The sequence below is a fragment of the Bacillus sp. FSL L8-0099 genome, from assembly GCF_038006385.1.
In the GTDB taxonomy this organism is placed as follows: Bacteria; Bacillota; Bacilli; order Bacillales; family Bacillaceae_G; genus Bacillus_A; species Bacillus_A toyonensis.
Window position 1 is genome coordinate 181,777 of sequence record NZ_JBBOVC010000003.1, and the last position, 22,041, is coordinate 203,817.

At 33.4% G+C, this 22,041-nt stretch carries 15 protein-coding genes and 1 pseudogene; 7 read left to right on the forward strand and 9 right to left on the reverse strand.

Annotated elements, in window-relative coordinates; genetic code table 11:
* Positions 1 to 133: 133 nt before the first annotated feature.
* From MHH42_RS30115 to MHH42_RS30125, 3 genes are all read right to left on the reverse strand, one after another.
* Positions 134 to 1,596, reverse strand: a protein-coding gene (locus tag MHH42_RS30115) for an IS1182 family transposase (protein ID WP_375166148.1) whose coding sequence is annotated in 2 segments (ribosomal slippage) — positions 134 to 1,035 and positions 1,035 to 1,596 — 1,464 coding nt in all. Because the reading frame shifts where the segments join, the coding sequence is not laid out codon by codon here.
* 138 nt (positions 1,597 to 1,734) lie between these two features.
* Positions 1,735 to 2,631, reverse strand: a complete 897-nt coding sequence (locus tag MHH42_RS30120) for an Rpn family recombination-promoting nuclease/putative transposase (protein WP_097837891.1) — start codon at positions 2,629 to 2,631, stop codon at positions 1,735 to 1,737.
* Positions 2,632 to 4,391: 1,760 nt separating this feature from the next.
* Positions 4,392 to 4,907, reverse strand: coding sequence for a TetR/AcrR family transcriptional regulator (locus tag MHH42_RS30125; RefSeq protein WP_098060487.1), 516 nt, complete (start codon positions 4,905 to 4,907; stop codon positions 4,392 to 4,394).
* Between the two features lie 387 nt (positions 4,908 to 5,294).
* Here MHH42_RS30125 and MHH42_RS30130 point away from each other — a divergent pair, with 387 nt between their 5' ends.
* Positions 5,295 to 7,505, forward strand: a complete 2,211-nt coding sequence (locus tag MHH42_RS30130) for an MMPL family transporter (protein ID WP_340895264.1) — start codon at positions 5,295 to 5,297, stop codon at positions 7,503 to 7,505.
* 145 nt (positions 7,506 to 7,650) lie between these two features.
* On the opposite strand, the pseudogene MHH42_RS32515 reads toward MHH42_RS30130, so the two are convergent.
* Positions 7,651 to 7,914, reverse strand: a pseudogene (locus tag MHH42_RS32515) (Tn3 family transposase); the annotation flags it as partial.
* A gap of 428 nt (positions 7,915 to 8,342) precedes the next feature.
* Between MHH42_RS32515 and MHH42_RS30135 the strand changes: the two are divergent.
* Positions 8,343 to 9,398: an alpha/beta hydrolase gene (locus MHH42_RS30135; protein WP_098072283.1), complete on the forward strand. Its 1,056-nt coding sequence runs from the start codon at positions 8,343 to 8,345 to the stop codon at positions 9,396 to 9,398.
* 925 nt (positions 9,399 to 10,323) lie between these two features.
* Here the strand turns inward: MHH42_RS30135 and MHH42_RS30140 are convergent.
* Both MHH42_RS30140 and MHH42_RS30145 read right to left on the reverse strand, forming a co-directional pair.
* Positions 10,324 to 11,070 carry an MBL fold metallo-hydrolase gene (locus MHH42_RS30140; protein WP_340895266.1) on the reverse strand — a complete coding sequence of 249 codons (747 nt, stop codon included), beginning with the start codon at positions 11,068 to 11,070 and terminating at the stop codon, positions 10,324 to 10,326.
* 179 nt (positions 11,071 to 11,249) lie between these two features.
* A complete protein-coding gene (locus tag MHH42_RS30145; protein WP_098129135.1) occupies positions 11,250 to 11,963 on the reverse strand; it encodes an alpha/beta fold hydrolase in 714 nt (237 codons plus the stop codon).
* A 140-nt stretch (positions 11,964 to 12,103) separates the two neighbouring features.
* Between MHH42_RS30145 and MHH42_RS30150 the strand changes: the two genes are divergently transcribed.
* Positions 12,104 to 12,985 (forward strand): LysR family transcriptional regulator, encoded by an 882-nt coding sequence (locus MHH42_RS30150; protein ID WP_340895269.1) that lies wholly within the window; start codon positions 12,104 to 12,106, stop codon positions 12,983 to 12,985.
* Positions 12,986 to 14,111: 1,126 nt separating this feature from the next.
* On the opposite strand, the gene MHH42_RS30155 is transcribed toward MHH42_RS30150, so the two are convergent.
* Together MHH42_RS30155 and MHH42_RS30160 are read right to left on the reverse strand one after the other, a co-directional pair.
* Positions 14,112 to 14,336: a helix-turn-helix domain-containing protein gene (locus tag MHH42_RS30155; protein WP_070144214.1), complete on the reverse strand. Its 225-nt coding sequence runs from the start codon at positions 14,334 to 14,336 to the stop codon at positions 14,112 to 14,114.
* 22 nt (positions 14,337 to 14,358) lie between these two features.
* Positions 14,359 to 14,961 (reverse strand): DUF2975 domain-containing protein, encoded by a 603-nt coding sequence (locus tag MHH42_RS30160; protein WP_340895271.1) that lies wholly within the window; start codon positions 14,959 to 14,961, stop codon positions 14,359 to 14,361.
* A 688-nt stretch (positions 14,962 to 15,649) separates the two neighbouring features.
* Between MHH42_RS30160 and MHH42_RS30165 the strand changes: the two genes are divergently transcribed.
* The 3 genes from MHH42_RS30165 to MHH42_RS30175 all read left to right on the forward strand — a co-directional run bounded on the left by MHH42_RS30165 (position 15,650) and on the right by MHH42_RS30175 (position 17,643).
* On the forward strand, positions 15,650 to 16,657 hold the full coding sequence (locus tag MHH42_RS30165) for a hypothetical protein (RefSeq protein ID WP_340895272.1): 1,008 nt from the start codon (positions 15,650 to 15,652) through the stop codon (positions 16,655 to 16,657).
* A gap of 205 nt (positions 16,658 to 16,862) precedes the next feature.
* On the forward strand, positions 16,863 to 17,123 hold the full coding sequence (locus MHH42_RS30170; protein ID WP_340895274.1) for a helix-turn-helix domain-containing protein: 261 nt from the start codon (positions 16,863 to 16,865) through the stop codon (positions 17,121 to 17,123).
* A gap of 292 nt (positions 17,124 to 17,415) precedes the next feature.
* Positions 17,416 to 17,643 carry a hypothetical protein gene (locus MHH42_RS30175; protein ID WP_340895277.1) on the forward strand — a complete coding sequence of 76 codons (228 nt, stop codon included), beginning with the start codon at positions 17,416 to 17,418 and terminating at the stop codon, positions 17,641 to 17,643.
* 164 nt (positions 17,644 to 17,807) lie between these two features.
* On the opposite strand, the gene MHH42_RS30180 is transcribed toward MHH42_RS30175, so the two are convergent.
* Positions 17,808 to 19,892 (reverse strand): N-acetylmuramoyl-L-alanine amidase family protein, encoded by a 2,085-nt coding sequence (locus tag MHH42_RS30180; protein WP_340895279.1) that lies wholly within the window; start codon positions 19,890 to 19,892, stop codon positions 17,808 to 17,810.
* Between the two features lie 602 nt (positions 19,893 to 20,494).
* Between MHH42_RS30180 and MHH42_RS30185 the strand changes: the two genes are divergently transcribed.
* A complete protein-coding gene (locus tag MHH42_RS30185) occupies positions 20,495 to 21,694 on the forward strand; it encodes a hypothetical protein (protein ID WP_340895282.1) in 1,200 nt (399 codons plus the stop codon).
* The last annotated feature ends 347 nt before the right edge of the window (positions 21,695 to 22,041 follow it).

Consider the following 22,041-nt stretch of genomic DNA (forward strand, 5'->3'; position numbering starts at 1 on the left):
TCTAAAACAAGTAACAAAGAAAACAATCGATTTCTTGATCCAGGAACAGGAATTTATATTCCTTCGAACATAAATTATACTCCTGGTGGCGGTGGCCATTAAAAAAATAACACCTACAATGTAGGTGTTATTTTCAGAGTGTTGGGAAACCCTTTAGGGTTCCCAACATTCTGCAATCCTTTTTAATTTTAGTAAATGAAAACAATATAAAATAATAAATTTTAGAAAAACAACCCTCCACCAGACCCTTTTTGGTTAGGTGAAGGGCTATTTTTTTCATGTTTTGACAAGCTGCGGTGAGGTAAGCTTGCATTTGGACAGACTTCAGCCCTCGAAACCGAGCATATCGATAGCCATGTAGTTCTTTGGCATCCGCAAAGCTTCGCTCTATAGTTGAACAGCGTACTTTATACAGTCTTTTCCCTGTAGCTGTTAGTTTGTTTTTTCTAGCGATATCTTTATATTTTTCCCATATATGATGAGTGATAACTTTTTGTTTTTGTTTTTTTGAAAAGCATACCTCACGTAGCGGACAAACAGCGCAGTCTTCTGGATTTGATTTATATTGACGATATCCTTCGCGATCCGTTGTCGTATATTCTAAAATACATCCCATCGGACAAGCAAATACATTCATTTCTTTTACATATTTAAATTGGCTTTTCGGAACGTCTTTATTTCGCTTTCCAAATCGGCGATACCCCATCACCATAAATATATTCTGTTCTGATAGTTTCTTACAGATATAACCTGTAAAATAGCCTGCATCAAGAGCTACAGCTTCAACTTTGAATCCGAATTTATTAGTTTGAGCTTGTAGACGTGCTAAATACGGCTCGGAATCCGCCATATTTCCAGCCGTTATATAGGTATCTGTAATAATATTATATTTCGCATCAGTCGTACGATGATCTAAGAAATGAAAACCGTTCGGTTTTCCATCCCTCATTAAAAATCCACTATCTGGATCCGTTGTACTGATACGAGTTTTTTTAGTGGGGGTATCACTTTCCTTTCTAGGTCTTAATTCTTTTTTCCATGTACCTCACGATCTTCGATTACCGCAGCTTCTAGTTCATCTATATAGAACTTTGCCTTTTCTTTTTTATATTTATGTACAAATTTATTTTTATTGGCATTCGCCTTAATGTGTGTAGAATCTGTCATCAACGCACGTCCTCCCACCATACGGTGCTCGGTCGCTTGACTCACAATCTCATCAAAAATTTCTTCGAAAATATTTGTATGAATGAAACGAGTACGGCGATTCCAACTGATTGTAGAATGATCTGGAATTGTATCTGATAGAGAAAAACCTAGAAACCAACGGTAGGCAATATTCGTTTTGATCTCCTTTTCCAATTGTCGCTCTGAACGAATACCATAAAAATATCCGATAAACATCATCTTAAATAAAACGATAGGGTGAATTGACGGACGACCATTGTTTTCACAGTAATAAGGGCGTAACTTTTCCTCAATAAAATCAAAACTGATTGTCGCTTCAATCGCACGAAGGAAATGGTCTTGCGGAACTAATTCTTCTACAGAAACGGATACACGCTCATCACGATGATTTTTTAAAGCACCCATCATAAAAAATCTCTCCTTTACCTCTTTTTTATCAGTGTTGACACATAAAAAGAGGTTCAGACACATAAACAGGCTGTGGAGAAGACTTTCTCCACAGCCTGAAAATAACACCTACAATGTAGGTGTTATTTTTTTTATCATTTAGACTTGTAAAATGTTTTGTATTTCTTCTATGCGTAAATTTGTAAACTTTGCAATATCTTCAATTGGCATTCCATTTTTATGCATTCCACGAATTAATTGGATTTTGCCTTCTTCAATTCCCTCTTGACGCCCTTCTTTCTTTCCTTCATTACGAGCATGAGCGAACTTCGCGGCTTCATCCATCAAAGCTTTCTCCCTTGCTTCATACGCTTGTCGGAAAGAAGAATCTTGACTCATACGTTCCCATTTATTCATCGCTTTTTGTAAAATCGGGTCTTGGTTCATCGCAATATCCTCCAATGTTTGGGTTAAGTGTTCATCCTCATTCGCTGGAAGTAATAACAACCAACGAACAAATGAATCTTCCCAGGGATTTAATTGTTCATTCCGCCATTGTTGCATGAGTTTTGGAATCTCTACGATGTGAACTTCAATATCACTACTCAATATCTTCTGTTGCTGTTGATTCCATAGGATTCCTGTTGTATGAAATGCCTCATATTCAGGAAACATAACGAAATTTAACAAATTAATCGTAATGGTTTTATGGAGAGAACTATAGGGCATTCCTTTTTGTAGTTGGGATGTGTATAGCCTTCCCCAATAATATAAACTTCTCTTAATCATATCATGATTATTATTTAGTTGGATTTCTACATTTACTTTTGTTCCTGTATCTAATGTAGCGGAAATATCTAAAATCGATAATTTATCCTCTTCATGTTCTCGGTGCAAGTGTGGGTCTTCTAATTGCAAGGAAACAATAGGCGATTCTAAAGAACCTTGTAACATAGCATTTAAAAAAGCAATGAGAATATCTTCATTTCCACTTGTGCCAAATAATTGTTTAAAAGCAAAATCAATGCGTAAATTCACTAATTGTTGGTTGGACATGGGTTTTCCTCTCCCCATCTCATAAGATGTTTTTCTTTTATTGTACATAAAAGAGTGGTAACCATGCAAACAAGTCCTTATCACAACATACTTAGGGACTTGCATCAATATTGATAACATTATATTTGTAATATATCACTGATTCTTATGAGTTTTATATTTTGTATATTTTGTAAAACTTATTTATCAAATAAAAAAATCCCTTCACCATTTGTGAAAGGGTCAGTATACATTGAAAGGGTACTTCCATTTTAATATGTAAAAGAAAAAACTCGTATTGATAAAATTAATCTTTTAATTTTTGCCACTTTTAACTCACTATAAAGAAACTGTAAGGATTAAATTCATCCTATATGGAGTTTTTGTGTTCCTCATTAGACATGTATATTTGATAAATCATAACCTTTTATGCAATATTGCATAAAAAAACACCTGTTACTCTTGCTATAATTTTAAATGTAAACTGTTGCATCCAACATTTTATAATCTTCTATATTCATTAATATAGAAACCCTAATTACAGGCAAAAGGCGAAGAATATTGGTGGTTCTTCCCCTTTTGCTTATTTTTTTATCAGTCTAATGATTCATTCTATAGTCTAAAAATTTTTATTAATGAAACCTATTAAAATTCAAAAATATAAAAATTTTATTTAGCAAACTAGCGATAAATACTTTCTTATTGTTTCAATCCTAATTACAATAAGAAAGACAAAAAGAACTTGTAGGAATCACTACAAGTTCTTTTTAGTTAAGGTGAATATACGGGACAAACAAACTATCTTACAGATTCATTATAAAACTACAGGGGTAATGCTTTGATAAGTATATTATATAACAAATATTAACATCCACAGATTTTAATTTTGAAAATTATGTGAATTAAGCAAACAAAATGGTATATTATTTTCTCTACCTAAAAAATCCATTTAGTTGTTTTGTATAAATAACTTTAAATTAATATCTACATCATAATAAATTAGTGAAATTATAAGTATAGGTAAATAGAGAAGAAAGTAGCGTTCTTACAGAACGGTATATATTTTTGTTTAAGATTAATTAACTATAAGAAAATGAATTTCATATTATAACTAAATATAATTCATGAATATATGTAAATGGTTTTTCTTTATCTTTTTTACTTATATGATACAGAAGTTAGTTATGGGAAAAATTAAACAAACGTTTGTTTATTATATTTTAGCTATGGAAAAATGTTTGAGATATGGGATGAATTACGGGGGTCAATGGTCCACTTTGTTAAATTATGCTTTTACTATATAAATTTTATATAGTAAAAAGTATCCGCTATGGATGTTTTCTCTAAAAAATTATAACTACATTACATGGTCTTCTTAACTGTTTTTCTAAAAAATTTTCTTTCGTAGTGGCCCCTCATACCCCATACTCAAAACAGAAATAAAAAAAATGCTACCCTTCCCTATAATTATACAGAAAGAATAGCGTATTTTTACCTTAAGGGGATATTATTTTTGTTATCTTGATAGATGTGGCGGTACCCCACATCCATCAACCTAAAAAGAACGAATTACCCCAAAACAATAAAAATTGAGCAAAATGTACACATTTTTCGTTCTGAGGGTATTATGAGATTTTAAGTCGATGGATGTGTGGCGAGATTATATGAAAAAAAGTTTTGCTCTTTTAACCAAAAACGGTCGTTTATGGTTAGATGAACTACTCGTAGCTATTTATGTGATGCCCATTTTTTTAGATGTAATCAAAGGGAGAACAGTTACATCATGAATTTTCCAAATTCCTTGTATCTGTTGTCTCATAAGGAAGAATCTCGTATATTTTTGCAGCAAGTGCCTGAGGAGACTCCCTTGACCCTCTTTTAATCCAATCGGTAACAATATTGAAGATACCGCCTGCTAAAAACAGGATTTGCATTCTGCTCATGTCATGATTACGCGTAATGTCAGTTTGAAAGACCTTTTCCATTGTATAATTCAAATACTCAAGCATCATACTAGATATATTTAAATCAATTAACTTTCCTGACGGCTTCTGTGCAGACACAAACCCCTCTATGATATATTCAATAATTAGCTGCATACTTTCATATGGATCCAAACTATCAACCTCTTTTAAGAATTGTTGAACAATTTCATCCACAGATGCTTGCACCACGTCGTAAACGTTTCGGTAGTATTTGTAGAATGTGACTCTGGCAACTCCAGCCTTTTTGCAAATAGCCGTTACCGTTATATCTTGTAGTTTATGTTCATGCAACAGTGCGCTCAATGCATCCATAATGTATCTCTGAGAGTGTATACTGTCTTCTCTTGACTTTCTCAAAGCTAACACATCCCTTCATTCTGTTCGTTTTAAGTGCAAATCAGCACATAGTGCTTGAAAGATAAAAATTCACTGCTATACTTACACATGTAAGCACAATTGTTAGTGTAGTGATAACGTCATTGTATAAAAGGACATTATTGCTGTCAATGTGTGCCATTTCCGTTGTTTCCTATGGGAAGTTTACCGCCATTTTACAAGTTATAAATAGGGAGGGGTATTCAGATACAATTTATAATAAATATTTTAAAATCTTATTATATTAATAATAGGTAAATAAGTGTTTGTTGATTACAACGTAAGAAAAAGTAAAATTTTCGATAAGAATAGGGTGAGATTCAATTGGCAAAATATCTGTATAAATTAGGCTATTGGGCAGTAAATCATAGAAAAAAGGTTGTATTCAGTGCACTCGCAGTTCTTATTGCATTAGTACTTTTTGCAGTCAACATGGGTTCCTCTTTCAAGGACGAGCTGAGTATTCCAAATACACCGGCAGATAAAGCAGGAAAAGTAATTGAAAAAGAGTTTAAAGCGATGCAACCAGCAGGTGCCCAAGTAAAAGTCGTATTTAAAGCTCAAAAAAACGAAACCTTGGAGTCAGCGGAAGTACAACAGAGAATTGCAGGAGTTCTTGAAGAGATAAAAAAAGACTCAGCTGTTGATTCTGTGGCAGCACCGATGCAACTGCAGAACCTCAGTGAAGATAAGACAATTGGATATGCAGTTGTTACGTACAAAGTAAAAGCAGAAAAAGTTACAGAAGCTTCTAAGGATAAGATTTTAGATAGTATTGAAACAACAAGGGATGCCGGCATTCAAACGGAGTTATCAGGAGGCGATGTTACGTTTTCTGACTCTGAGACTTCAGGTATGACTGAAATTGTCGGAGTTCTTGTTGCCTTCGTAGTCCTGGCATTTACCTTTGTGTCTCTTCTAGTAGCTGGACTGCCGATTCTCACTGCGATAATCGGATTAGCAATTGGAATGCTAGGAATCATGATTGGAACCAATTATGTGGAAATCCAATCCGTTTCCTTATCATTAGCTGCCATGCTGGGACTCGCAGTTGGCATAGACTATGCACTCTTCATTATCAATCGTTTTAGACAGCAGCTTGCACAAGGAGATTCTGTTCCAGAATCTGTTGCCATCGCAACGGGAACAGCGGGAAGTGCCGTAATCTTCGCGGGATTAACTGTTATTATAGGTCTTTTGGGACTGTCTGTTACAAAGATTCCATTCCTGACAGCGATGGGCGTATCCGCTGCCTTTACTGTGCTTGCAGCTGTGTTGGTTTCCGTCATCATATTACCAGCCATTTTGGGACTTGTCGGCCATAAGATTGCCCCATCTAAACAAAATCGATTCTTGCAAAAGATGACTGGGGCAGGTAAGAAACATGCTGGTTCAAATAAATGGGGAGAATTTGTCATAAGACGTCCTTTGATTGTTACGATTTTCTCAATCGGACTACTTGCAGTGATTTCAATTCCGTTTTTCCATATGAACCTTGGCCTGCCTTCTGATGGAACAACAAAGTCCACAGAAACGACAGAAAGAAGAGCATATAATTTATTGACGGAAGCGTATGGGGAAGGATTTCATGCTTCTTTAATGGTAGTAGCAAAATCAGAAGAAGCAACAGCTGAAACGCAAAATGCTATGAACACCATCGCAAAAGAATTGGGTAACCTACCTGACGTGAAAAGTGTGACACCAGCTATCCCTGGGCCTTCTGGAAAGATTCATATGATTTCTATTACACCAAAAGCTGGACCTGACGATACAAAGACAAAGGATTTGGTAAAAGCAATCAGGGACAAATCGAACCAAACCGAGAAAAAAAATGAAATTGAACTAATGGTAACGGGCACAGCAGCGATGAATATTGATATTGTGCAAAAGCTGAGTGACGCCTTGCCAGTTTTCGCTGCCCTTATTGTGGGACTTGCGTATGTACTCTTAGTTCTAGTGTTTAGATCTCTGCTCGTTCCATTAAAAGCCGTATTAGGGTTTCTACTTTCTCTTGGTGCTACGTTGGGAGCCGTGGTTTTTTTCGTGCAGGATGGCCATTTCCAAAATATATTTGGGTTCCCGGCTGCCGGTCCAATTTTAGCCTTCTTGCCTGTCATTCTGATTGGCATCTTGTTCGGACTCGCCATGGACTATGAGGTGTTCCTAGTGAGCAAGATGCGGGAAGTATATACGCATACAGGTGATCCGAAGAGAGCTATTGTAGAAGGAATGCGGGAGAGCGGGAGAGTCGTAGTCGCAGCGGGATTAATTATGATGTCTGTATTTATTGGATTCATGCTGGCGCCTGATACCATCATTAAATCCATAGGTATGGCTCTTACATTCGGTGTTTTCTTTGACGCATTCATCGTGAGAATGACAATCGTACCTGCAGTCATGATTCTCATGGGTAAGTCAGCCTGGTACTTGCCAAAATGGCTGGATAAAATTTTGCCTAACATTGATGTTGAAGGAGAAAGCATTATACATCGCGTAGAAAACAAAAGTGAGAAAATATATAAACAGAACAGTTAAAGTTAATTCATAGTTGTATTCATTTAAAAAACGCTTCCCTATAAGGAGTTCAACCGAGATACGGGTAAATACGGGTTATAGACTGGAATTTATTTCCGAAGATTGACCTGTTTATCTTTTATACAGCTATATTCTCTTCTATTGGTTACGGAATGTTTTGTAAATCAATCACATAATCGCCAAAACGTTTTAGATGCTTCGTCATATATGGGCTTAACATCACCAGATTTTCTCGTGAGAATCGATATCCCTCTGTTTTGAGGTGTCATAAAATCATAGTTATAGCAACAACATTTTGAAAAGTGACTGCATAGGCAACGAAATCATTATATCTAATACGTCTTTCTTGTTCTACTGGATCATTTTCAGTAATAATTACATTCCCACCAAAGAATATCAAGCTTTGAAAATTTAACGTGCAATTTTTCCGTTTTTCCGTCTGTATTCCAAGTAGGAAAAGGGTCTGCTTAAGTTTGAGCAGACCCTTTTTTATAATACTAGGTGTAAGTTCTTATACATTAAGTACGAACGGATGCTTTTCTCCAGTTATAGAATGGTCTTTAATGAGTATAAGTATTATTATAATCATTACTACAGTATATATGTTGATCACTACACGTCTTTGTATATCAACCTTAATATTTTTCCTTTTTCGACTAAACTAGCTAATAGAAACTCCTCTGTTATTCAATTAAAGGGCGCTTTAATTAAATAAGTTTTTGAATTAGGGTTCAGTTTAGAAGCGATATAATTAAATAAACGATACCGTCCATGAAATTTATATTAAAAATAACCGGTTATACTCAGACTGAGGACATGGATGTAGGAGGTTAATTGATGACACAAGTACAAATACCCAACCAACGAATAGAAAAAAAGCGCAACTTCAAATTAGTCAAGTTTACAGGGATTGTTGTTTTGATGCTTGCTCTAATCACAGCTGCGTTCACCATTTGGACACCTCAGCCGAGCATTTGGGCGCTCCAAATGCTGGCTAGCAAGAATAATCCTGAAAATTTTGGCTCCCATCCATCCGATTTGCCCGTTCTTATGAAACAAACTCGGGTTCTCTCTGACATCTCATATCCATCCAAGTACCAAGAAAATAAATTGGACCTTTACCTTCCTCAAACTGATTCGAAGCCACTGCCTGTGATCATCTTTATCCACGGTGGAGGCTTTATTAGTGGAGACAAGTATATGCCTGCCGATTATTCAAGGGCGCTAGCCTCGAAAGGCTTTGCTGTAGTATCCATGAATTACGAGTTAGCGCCAGGGGCCACTTTGTTTGATCAGACGAAGCAAGCCGGCGAGGTATTGTCTTATTTGCAGCAGTTAGCTCAAAAATACCCCTTGGACCCATCGCAGGTGATCTTGGCCGGTTCCTCAGCGGGGGCTTTCTTGGCCGGGGAGTTTGCCCTGACCCAAACCAATTCTGAATATGCAAATCTCGTGGGAGTCCCGCAATCCGTATCGACGAATACAATCAAGGGCTTATTACTATATAGCGCCCCCTACGATATTACAGCATTTCAGCATAGTGATCTAAAGCCCGTGCAACAATTCATAATCAAACGTATGGGCTGGGGCATTTTGGGTGATAAGAACTGGATGGACAATCCGAAGTTTGATGTCTTAAATCTGTCAAAGTATATCACTAAAGACTTCCCTCCTGCATTTGTAACCGACGGCAACACGAATTCATTTGAAACACAAGCCAGGACTTTCGTCGCTACACTTCAAGAAAAAGACGTCCCAGTTACTTCTTTATTTTTCGATCCCAACGAGATAAAAGCGGGTCACGGCTATCAGTTTGATATGGCCTCTCCGGCCAGTATACTTAGTCTGAAGCAGACAAATGAGTTTCTGAAGGGAATCACTTCCTCTAACTAATCTTTGAGGTATTTGCCCGATCAATCTGTTTTATAAAAATTACATTCTTATATTAAAAGAGCAACTCCATTTTGAAAAAAGATTGATCAAAATGGAGTTGCTTTTTTTGTTGCTAAACAAAAATTAAAAGGAGTCTTTTAATCAAATTTTATTCTAAAACTACAACCTTCAAATAAAATAATTATCTTTGAGGTAACACCACATTGCCGTCGAGCTAAAAAATGCATCCATAAAAGGTGGCATTGTGAAAAGGAGCCATTACAGGTTCCTTTTTTCTATGCAAAATAAAAAAATCAGTGGATTCGCTACCTATCCATATTCATCCACCCCACGGTAATTTTTAATTTAGGTATTGAAATTCTCTAAATCTCGATGTATTATATTTTTGTATTTTCTCAGTTCCTAAGCCGAGGAAACATCATCACTTCTGAAAGGACCCAAACTCCAGAGGGTCCTTTTTATTTACTTGAACTCATTTTCAAATTATTGTATTATATTTTCAGGTCTTACTTATATAAATCATTATCAGGAGAATCTGCGGGTTTGCAGGTTCTTTTTTTGTTAAATAAAAAAAGTAGCGGACTCGCCATTTTAATTAATCAACACTATAATAATTTATGAAAATTATAAGAATAGGTAAATAGAGGAGAATATAGGATTCTTACAGAAATGAATATATTTAGGAGTAATTAACTATAAGAAAATAAATTTCATGTTATCGATACATATAATTCATGAACATATTGAGAGTGCTGTAATTCCTGTCCGAAATTAGATACAACTTATCAACACTCTCTTCAGTCTCATTGCATAACAGTGGATTCCTAACGGAATCTGACGCTCTCTTTTCAAATTTGATTATATTTGCACCAAAATCTAAAAATCATATGATATTGTATAAATCAATCGTTTAATATCTTTATGATTATGATTCATATATAAATTCTTCTTTATTTCTTAAAAATTTAATTTCAAAGTTTTTCTCACCAGATACCAATCTTTCAATTAGTAATTTTGTTTCATTATAGATAGGAGGATTATGAAATGTTCCGTAATGTATTGGAACTAATATCTTTGTTTTTAGTATTGTTGCCGCAGATATAGCTTCCTCTGGTCCAAGACATATTGGTTGATTACTAGGAATTATGCCTTTCCCCCTATTAACAATGGCTTGATTTACGGGAAGGAAAGCAATATTAATTAGTCCATACGTATTAGCTATACTCCACCAACGTCCATGCCATAAAGTATCTCCGCAGTGAATAAATGTCTGATTACGATTTTTAATTATCCACGATACTTGTTCATCTCCTGCCCCATCGACCGAATACTCTGCAAAAATTTCGAATTCCCCACATTTAATATTTTCACCAATTTGTAAACCGGTTACCATATTAAACCCTCTTGATTTTACCTCTTCAAGACATGGCTTTGGTACAACTAAATGTATATTTTCCCCAAAGTGTTCCAGGATTGATTCAGGATCGAAATGATCATGATGCAGATGCGTGATTAAAATCAAATCTGGTTTTTTAAATACTGAAAAGTCATATATTTTTTCAAGTGGCAAACCTAAAAATTCTTTATTAAATTTAAAAGCAGGGTCAATCATTAAAACATGTTCCTCGTCTTCAAATAATATCCCTGCCCATTGCATCCTTTGAACTCTCATAATATTCCCCTTTTAACGGTTGTTTAACATCTTCTTTTTAATCTAGATGTATGTTAATTTGATAATAAACTATAAATTTATTACACACTGTGAGGAAATATAAACCGATTATATTTCTTATATAATCGGTTTATATGAAAAATTATTATAATTTAGACCGTACATACCTTTATTATCTATTAATCTTGACTCAATTGATTTAGATGTTGGACAAGTTCCATTGTTTTAGAAAAGAAAGGTAAATGATCAGCCTCTATAGTAATGATTTTGTTACAAGGTGTTTCTGTATACATCATACGTTGGAAAGCAAGTGGAATAGCCTGATCTAATGTAGTTTCAATATAGACACGATTGACAGTTCCAAACTTCTCTGCAGATGTTTTTAGCTCTTGTTGGAATGGTCCTAAAGGTTGGGGACGCATTCGTTTAATAGTGGCTAGTTTAATAGCATCATCTTTTGTAGCATTTAAAAGGGTTTGTTCGATATATTCAGGGTCAAGCTCTGCAGTCATGTTACTCTCGTTTACTAACGTCCTTGGTCCTTTTTTACCTGCCGATTTTCCTCCAAGACTTTCACCATTTTGTGGCAAGAATGCACAAAGATATACCAATTTATCGATTTTATCAGGTACATATTCAGCTGTTTGCGTAATAACAATTCCACCCATACTATGTCCAACAAGAATCACTTTTTTATTTTGTTGATTTATAACATCGATTACTCTCTCAACATATAAATCCAATGTTACATCTTGTGGCGGTGTCATATCTTTTCCACTTCCAGGTAAGTCTAATGTAACTACTTTATGTCCGAATGATTCCAGCTGAGGTTTCACTAATTCCCATGCCCATTCTCCCTGCCATGCTCCATGTACGAAAACGTAAGTACTCATTTTAACCAACACTCCTTCTATACGTATAAGTTTCATCAATTCTTGCAATGAAGTATACTCAGTGTATATCAGGCACATTGATAAATATAATCAAGGTTATTTATGGATGATATAAATATCGTTTATATAAGGAGTAAAGAATGAATATTTTTGATTTTAAAGTTTTTAAATATGTGGCTCAATTTAAAAGTATTAGTGTAGCAGCCAAAGAATTACACATGACACAGCCAGCTATTACACATATCATTAATAAATTGGAAAAACGATATTCTTTAACTTTATTTGATCGTTCTAGGCAAGGTACGCTACTAACTGAAAATGGACAGGAATTTTTAATTTATGTGAATCAACTTCTTAACGAGTACGAAAATCTTGAAAGTACAGCTTTTAAATTGCAAAACAAAAGTTTTAATAAAATAGTATTAGCTACAAATCCTTCATTCACGGTATACTGTTTAGCAGAATGTATAGAACTAGAGAATTTAAATCAAAGTAAATATGTTCTTACCGTTCGAGAAGGTAGTTGTCAAGAAATTTTCGAGTGGATGTCTACCGGTAATGCTGATTTTTCTATTACCTTGAAAGAAAAATTAATTCCTGGATTCCATTATCAAGTAATAGGTGAGGATCCTTATGTCATGGTTTCTACAAAATCAGTTCCATCTAATTTGACAACTGAGGATATGGAAAAATATCCATTTATCATGCTTCTTTCCAACGGTAAAGAAGTGATTGAATCTTATTTGAGGCAAAATAAAATAGCAATAAATAAAGTGATGGAGTCTGAGACGATTAGTTCTACGTTAGCTCTCACATTACAAATTAACGGTATAACAATTGTTCCCTCATCAGGTCTAAATAAAAAAATTATTAATGATTTTGTTATTCAACCATTAGAAATTAAAATACAGCGTCCGCTCATAATGCAGTGGTCTCCCAAAAAAGAAAGTGAGCCATTGTTCATGTCTTTCAAAGATAACTTGTTAGCTCAATTACAAAAAAATACGAATTCATTACGTTGAGTTAGAAAATAAAAAAGATAAAAATATATTCATTTTCCTTCAGGATGTACATTATATATTAGGTGTTGATTTTAAATGAAAAAAGGGAATCTTCTAGATTTCTAAATAGATTGACTGCTGTTTTTAATTACGGACGTTTCGTTTAATAAACTCCAAAATTCCTTTTGAGAGAAAAATAATACTTACTATCCAAGTGATTCCTAATAAGGCCAGTTGAAGTGAATTCTCCTCTGATGCCATAGGGGAATTAGAAAAATTAGGTCCGATTAGAAGATTTATCAGAAGGAATAAGCTTAAAGCAAGGGCTAAGAAATGTGCAATAAACCAGATGATATTTTTTTCCCTGTACTTAATGAGCCAATAAATAAAAAGTATTAAAGAAACTATCACTACAAGACAGGAACCTATAACTAAATATGCCCTAACCTCTTGTTCCATCGGCATATACATACTAATCACCCATTTCATCTAAGCGTCTATATCTATTTTTAGTATCGGTCATTATTACTCTGGATAGTCCTCTGAATAATATGAATTACTTCGAATCAGTTGTTTATTAATAAGGTGTTTGTGTTTGTTCATGGAGTTCCTGACCTCTTTATTTGTAGTGTTTTGAATGTATACTTTTCTAGTTATTTTTGAGGGGAATGGGTAAATTGCGATAAATTCAATACAATCAAGGGAATGAATATAAACTAATGGCTAAAAGTTTACATTGGAGTTTTGAATCATTTATAGCTAATTCTGCAATAAATTTCTTAATGTTAATATATTTGTTAATTATGGTTAAATATTCAAAATTAACAAATGTAGGTTATAATAAAAATATGATGATTATCTTTTTGTTTACTCCTTGTGCTGAAGATAAGATCGTGTTCCCCGATCTTATCTTTTTTTATTTGTGGATCTTTGATACAAATAAAAGAATCCTTATTAGGCCCCATCATATAAAGTAAAAAAGAGATAAGAACACTGATTAAGGTGTTTTATCTCTTTTTGAATCTACACTCTTAACCCCACGTAAAATTACCACTTATTTTAATGGGATTACAGATTACTCTTCAACAGGAATTATAGATGCCTTACCATAAATATATAAAAAAAGAAAAAGCTATAGTTTGAATTTTTATAAATCTTCATCATTTTCAGAATCATCATATTCTAAGATATCTCCAGGTTGACAATTTAAAACCCTACAAATTGCATTAAGTGTAGAAAAGCGAATAGCTTTTACTTTACCTGTTTTTAAATTGGATAAATTGACTACAGATATTCCCACAGCATCGGCTAATTCTCCTAATTGCATTTTCCTATCTGCTAATACCCGATCCAATCGTGTAATAATAGCCATAAAATAGCACCTCTCGTAAAATTTACAAAGTAGAATCATATTCTTCTTGCAAATATGCACCATATTTAAAAATATGAGACAAAAATAAAAGAAGAAATCCCATTATCATCATTTCAAAATTAAAATTAAGAGAAATTGTGGTTTCAGACAAATGAAGTGTCCTTACAAATAAAAACCCCAAAATATTCATTAGTAATCCGACGATAACATTATAAATAATAACCCCATACGCTAAATATTGGATGTGTTTAATACAACTTTTAGAAAAGGGTTGTTTATTTCTTGTAAACTGTAAAATTCTTTTTATCTGTACAGTAAGAAATAATAATATTGTTAGGATTACTTCACCTATTATACAAGTGTTTATGATCAATGTCCTAATTTGTGTGTTTTGAATATGATTTACATCAACTTTATAAGAAGAATGATTAAAGCTTAAATAAATAGTACCGCCTTTTGCAGTTAAAATGTCAAGTAAGGTATGGGGTTGAACTAATATCCCCCCAATCATCATACCTAAAACCAGAAGCATTCCAATAATTATCATCCAATAAAAAATGTTAAATAAACCTTGAAACAATTTTACTGTTTTTTCAAAACCAATAAAATATTTAACTTGATTCATATTTTTCACTCCATTTCTTTTTTATTAATATAGCACCATTTTCGTTGTTTTTCATTTCACAGTTAATGTTTATAGTTAATGAAATAATGATAAACATTAATTTTCGGATATGTAATTTTGCATATCCAAATAAAGGGAACCTGTATGCAGAGCATGATTAAATTATATTAGTAACACTTAAGTTATATTAAATATTATTTTCCAGATTAAAATAGTTAAATTGTTAACAGATATATCAAGTTATAACTATTATAAATACTGCAATAGAATTCAACAGTAATTTTATTGATATAATATCACTTGCTTGTATTAAATATGAAAAATAAAATTACCGACTAAATAAGACATAATCTTACTATTTACGACATAATCTTACTATTTACGCACTAAAAATTTAATGTTTTAATAAAGGTGTAATTGGTATGACCGCTAGGAAAGGAGAAGATGAAACTAATAAAAGTGCAGTAAAGTTGCAAGTAACATTATGTTGGTTTTAATTTTCTTAATAATCAGTTATTTTTAAAGGCATCTAGATTTACAAAAGTATCATGTTTATAAAAAATAGCATTCTCAGTTTCTACATAGCAAAAGTGATTTTATTCCGCAATAAAAGTATAAGCAATGTACAGTATAATATCACTTTTTGTAGTCATGTAGAAATAACGAAGGAAGAAAGAGGAGAGATAACATGAAACGTATGAAAAAAATGATTCCCGCAGCATTTGTATTAAGTACGGCATTATTTGTAGCACCAGGTTTTTCTTCTGCTGATGGCTCTAATACAGCTCCTGTAAGAGAAAAAGTATCATTAGTTAATTCATCTGGGCAACAGCTTGCTGAGACACAGCAAACAAATGATTTTAAAAGTTTAATTCCATTGCCTAATAATCCAAATGATCTATTTCCAACTAGTACTTCTAGTTATGTAAAAGATGGGAATATTGTAGATTACGTATACATTGATCGTTATGCTCAAGAAACCAAGGAGGATATCCATGTAGCTGATGATATCATTCAATGGAACAGTATAGTAGTGTTACCAGATGGAAAGGTAGTCCATGCCGATGAGGGGAAAGATATTACTATTACCAAAGATGGTTATGAAATAACGGATGGTCGTGGGTGGGGCCAAACTCAAATTAGGGTTAAAAGTTTCAAAAGTGGACAAAAGTTATATACAGTAGGGCTATCAAAAGAATATATTGAAAGAACCCAAAATTCGGGGTATCCTATTGATGCTAAAGTTCAATCATCTTATCGTTGGGATTTAATTTCTCAAGATTTAGTAGGTAAAAACCAAGGAATGAGTTTGGCTCATACAGTAAGACATGGAATGTCTCATGAAGTGCAAGTAGGATTATCCTATACGCTCGGTATGGAAGTGGGACTTGAAGGTATAGCGTCAGTAAATCAATCTATCACTGCAAGCTTTGGTTATACTTTTGGAATGACTAGCGAAGTGGAAGAAACAAGAACATTCTATTATAATCCAATAACAGATTATAGATATCCTTATTATCGTGGCGCTATTTATCAAGGTAAAGTTAAATATTCTGTTGAACCAAATGAGAAATTTGAAGAATATATTAATAGTGACTATGCTTATGGTATTTCTTTTATTCCAGGTACAAAATATCAATTTAAATCTCAACAAGAAGTTCCAGTTAATATGTTTGCAATTGTTAACTCACAATAAGAGATTGCAACTATAATATATTGAGATGAAAACATTTGAAATAAATGAATTATACGCCGAAACGAAGTGATGAAGCCCCCTCAAAAAATGAGGGGGTTTTCCTTGTTACAACTTTTTATTTACATCAAATAACAAAATAAATATTTCTCTTCCTTTTATACAACTATTCCCCCTTTGCTATATATAAGGAAGGAAGAAAGATGACATGACTACTAAAGTAATGGTTACAATCTTATCTTTATTCGCTGATATTGAGCGAAACTATATATTAGAGCGAACACAGGCTGGTCGTATGAAGTATGTAGAAAATGGAGGAAAACTGGGGAGAACTCCTAAAATCAATAAGTCTAAAACTGATTTGATACTCGAGTTACTTAATCAGGGAAAAACGAAACAGGAGATTGCTAATTTTTTAAATGTTGATAGAACTACTATTTATCGCACATTAAAACGAAATGGTTATTAGGTAATTTATTGATAACAAGTATCATCTGTGATTCTATAGAATATATCCATTTCTAAAAAATTATTATCACTTCTTACGTATTTATTATTTACATTTAATATCTTTATGTAAGGTTAGTAAAACAAAGATTTTAACACCAAGATACTTAAGATATTAACTAATAAACCTTATGAACTTATATTTTTTATTCAATCTATAGAAATCTTGCAACAAAAATACAATTGTGATGATAGCCATGAGACCATTAACCGTAAGAGCTATTACAATCGATAATTCAGTGGTAGGTAATAACATGATGCATAGTGAAACAATAGATGCAATAAAAGGAACAGCTTTCCTTGTTCTTGTTATGCAAAACTCTTCGCTTTTTTTTAGTCGTGGCATGATTCTACCGATGATTAACAAGAAAGGAGTGGTAGCCACTATCCCTAGCCATCCGAAAGCGTTTTCGATAAACCAAGGTAAAAATGGCATGGCTGAAGAAATTATAAATAAGTTCAATATTAATAGAAATAATTGAATGAGAGATAATTTTATATGTACTCGTTGCATTTTGTTACACCTCAGAGAAATGAATAAAATGAAAGTGGGTCATATAATAGGCATAAGCTGCATAATATGACCCACTTTTACACATCGTACTTCACCCTTTATAAGAGATAAAGCTATTAAAAATCCGTTACTTTACCAAGAATGAACAGTAATACGTCCCGAGTCGTCAGTTTCAATGTACTCCTCGCCATCCAGCTTACCATTCGTATAACTCTTATTACCTGTTTTACCCTTGAAGTTTCGCTTAGTTGCACCGTTGTTATCAGTGTAATACTTACCACGACAATTAGGCCACAATGTTCCATAACTGAAATATTCACCTTTGTCGGCGAAGTAATATAATGTTCCGTCTATTTCTTGAAGACCTCCTACCCTTTCACTTTTATCGTTCAGATAGTATTTACCATATTTACCACCATCATCACGCCATCCTGTAGGTAAAACTTCTCCATTTTGATTAACGTAATATTTTTTCCCATCAAGAGTAAAATTAGTCCCAACACCACTTATCGCTTCTCCATTCAGCATAGAAGCCTTCTCAAGTACGCCTTTATCAGAAAAATGAAGAATGATATTTTGATCTTCTAGACGTATTTCACCTTTAGTTGCATTGTAATTTTGGAAGTAATACATTTTACCATCGATTTCTTGTAGGCCTTCTTTAACAAATGCTCCAGTATGATCAGAATATTTTTGATTTTCCCATACTGATCTTTGCAAAGCACCTTCATAATCAAAGTGGTATTGCTTACCAGCAATATCTGGGTTAATCACACCTTTCTGGAATGCGCCATTTGAACCAAAATAATACGTCTTCCCTTCAATATCATGCCAACCTTTCAAGAGAACTCCATCAGAACCTGTATAATACTTAAAACCACCATATGTTATCCAACTGTTTTCTATCGCGTCCCCAGAAGAATCTTTTGCAAATTGTTTAGTTGCATCTTTTTCATCAGTTACTATTTGAATTCCATAATAGCTCGTTTTTTCATTTTCTTTACCCGGATACCACTTAATCAACCAATTATTCCATTTCTCGCTCTTCAAATCAGCGTTGAATAAAGAAGCTTCGTTATACTGATCAGTGAACTTTGCTGAGGAATCATCAACAGATAAATATTGTCCTTTGTCATTTTGTAAAACAAAAAGTCCATTCTGCCCTGTATCATGGAGTGTCCATACTTTATCAGGACCGATAGTATTATAATTTCCTCCCTTAGAACCTAGTACACTTGGAATGTATTGTAAATTTTCTCTTAAAATAACTTTGTTAGATCCTTTTTTAATTGGAATAATTTTAAAATGGTCCCTGCCTAATGGAATCTCACCAACTGCTTTAGAAAGCCTACCGTCCTCCCAGCTTCGAAGGAAGCTATCGCCGGTTTTAATTTTCACCGAAAGAGAGGAGTATTCCCCTTCTTTATGTTGTGTGAGAATATCATCCATACGATAATTCATATTATTAATATCCGATTCTGTAAGAGAAAAAATCTTTTCTTTACTTACCGGCTCTGAAGTAATTGTTCCCAGTATTCGTTTTTCTTCTGGTAGTTTCTTGAAAAGTTCATCCTCATTAACACCCCAATCACGGATGCCATTATGATAAGCATTTGGGAATGTTTTTTGTAAAAATTTATATCCTAACTCATTTCTACCACCACTATTGTCACTTTTTAGATAATAGGTTTTAAAATTTGTAAGTGAAACACCCGTATTTCCTTCATCTAATTGTTTTTGTGTAATATACAAAATATCATGTTTAGATAGTTCTGGTTCATCAGGAGTTAAGTCTACTATTGTACCAGCATCTTTAATACGAATTTGTTCCCCATGTTTGATTGTTTTATATTCAACTTTCCCATTTGCATAAGCAATTTTAACCTTCTTGCTAAAATCTTTATTTTTATAGTAATCAAATGCACTAATACCAAATTCACCTTTTTGAAAAGTAGGGGCTTTGTAAGCAATGTTTTCATTAAAAGCTTTATAAGTAGTTTTTACGTCTATTTCTTCTAACCATTTCCCAAATGGCTCTGCAAGAAACGCATCATATATTTCTCCAAATGTTGTAACAATCGTTCCAAACGTATCAACATCTGCTTTCACCTTATTTTCCGTTAATGGACCTGCTAATGGACTAGCGCTGAATAAAACCCCCATTGCAATTCCTACAGGTAGGAATTTTGGCATCCTTTTTTTGTACTTTTCATTCATAACGTCATTCCTCACTTTGTATGTATGTTTTTTCCTACTTATTACACTGAATGTAACGTTCAGAAGTTCATCATACTTTAAATGCCTTTCAAAAGTCTTTCGTAAATGTTACAAAAGTCTTTCGTAAAATTACAGAAAAATAAGATTTTTGGTGAATCTCTTAATATTGTAAATCATTAAACTCTACTATATATAAGAAGATACAACCTATACATCATTCATTTTATTGGCTTGCTATATTGTTAATTTAAAAAGATTCGTAATTCAGATCTCATTCTATATAAATCCATTTTAATTTTTCGATATATAAATCGCTGCTATGTAGCAATGTCAGTACATCAATATGCATTTCAAAAAAGAAAGATTGTGAGACGTTAAAAATAAAAAGGTTATATTCACCATTATCAAAAACAATCGATTTTGTTACAAAATAAATTATTTTGCCCCTAACCACAGCTACGCTGGTATTGGGCCGAGAAACAATGAAAGGGTTTTGTAATATTTACGAAAGAAAAATGAAAGGTATTTAAATTAAGATAAACTTACCGATATTAATTTAAACATGTTGGTAACAGTATATTTAGAAAGCAAGGGACAAAGCCATGAAAGAAAAGATAAAGAGAAGTATAAAAAAAATTTCCCCTGTAGGAATAGCAATGGGGATTGTATTCAGTTTTAACCCATTTACAAAACATAAAGCGAAAGCAGATGTTGATACAAGAGAAACGATTCTTACAACATTTGGAGCTACCTATGATACGTTTCTAAAAGAGCCATTTGTTATTTTTTTATCAGAACAAGGTGCTAAAAATGATTATACAGCTAACAATGAAAACCGTGCTTACAAAGCTCCTACTTTTAACAAAGGAGAATTTGGTATTAGTGTGTATGATTATTATAAAAACCAAAACTTTTCTAAGAGAATTAAAATTTTCTATAAGGATGGGAAAGTTGAATATAAAACAATCAAACATGGCCAACAACTTCTGATTAAGCAAGCTGGTATAATAGTGGACTTAAATCCAGATGCCTCAGATCTATATGAACGTGATGTGTATTATATTACACAAAAACAATTAGATGAAGGGACTACTGGTATTGCGCTTACGAATTGGCAAACATATTACTTAAAGAGTGACAATAGTGATCAAATGAATGGTCCGTTAGCTCTAAAGTATATTAGACAGGAATTTCCAAATATAAAACCAGGTAATGCTTCTTTTGACCTAACGAAACTTTTTCATGCACTACCGGAAGGGAAACGAAAACTGGCAACGATAACTTCGAATCCAGTAAAAAAATCTGAAATTTTTAGTTATACCTCTGATGAGCTTGCTGAGATAAAGAGACATAAGCTCGGCGTCGTTACACAGCATAAAAATGAAGAATGTCCTTCTATTTCTATGAAAATTAGAAACAGGGATAACGTCTTGCGGACATGGGAGGATAGTACGAATATTTCTGCTTCATCTAATTGGATCCCAAAAGATAGGAGCACATTTACAATTATTCCAATTGAAAAAGGATCTAATAAGGTGTACATAGAAGCAAATGCAGCCTATCTTACATCTACAAATGGTGAGGTGGGTGTTACAGGATTTCGCGCTTATGGACAAGTATGGACACTTGTTAATTATGGATTTGAAAGCTTCTCTTTAAAAAATAACCACGGACAATATTTATCTGTTAATGATACATCTGTATGTCTTACTGACAAGCCTGATAAAAACACTATATTTTCCATTACTATTCAAAAAGATAAATGGAATGAGTGGTTAGCTAAATGGTATTCTAGCAAATAAAATGCAAGTTGATATAACCTCTAGAAGCTTTACAAACATTTTTAACGAGTAACGAACCAACAAGTCAATTTTCTGTACGTTAAGGAAATCGGGTACACATATCCCTAAGTTGTTTTTAATCAAGCTTTATTTCAAACCAAAAGTAATTCGCTCTTTTAAATTCATATTTTAATTTTCTTGGTTAAGATAACGTATATATCTCGGCTGAACCCCTTATTCCCCCTTTTCGAGGGGATGGGCAAAAACACCCATCCTTTTATTTTTGATTTTAGATACAAAAAAGGAATCCTTAATAGCTTAAGGATTCTGCAACAGGAAAGAACAAACATATAATAATAAAAGAATTA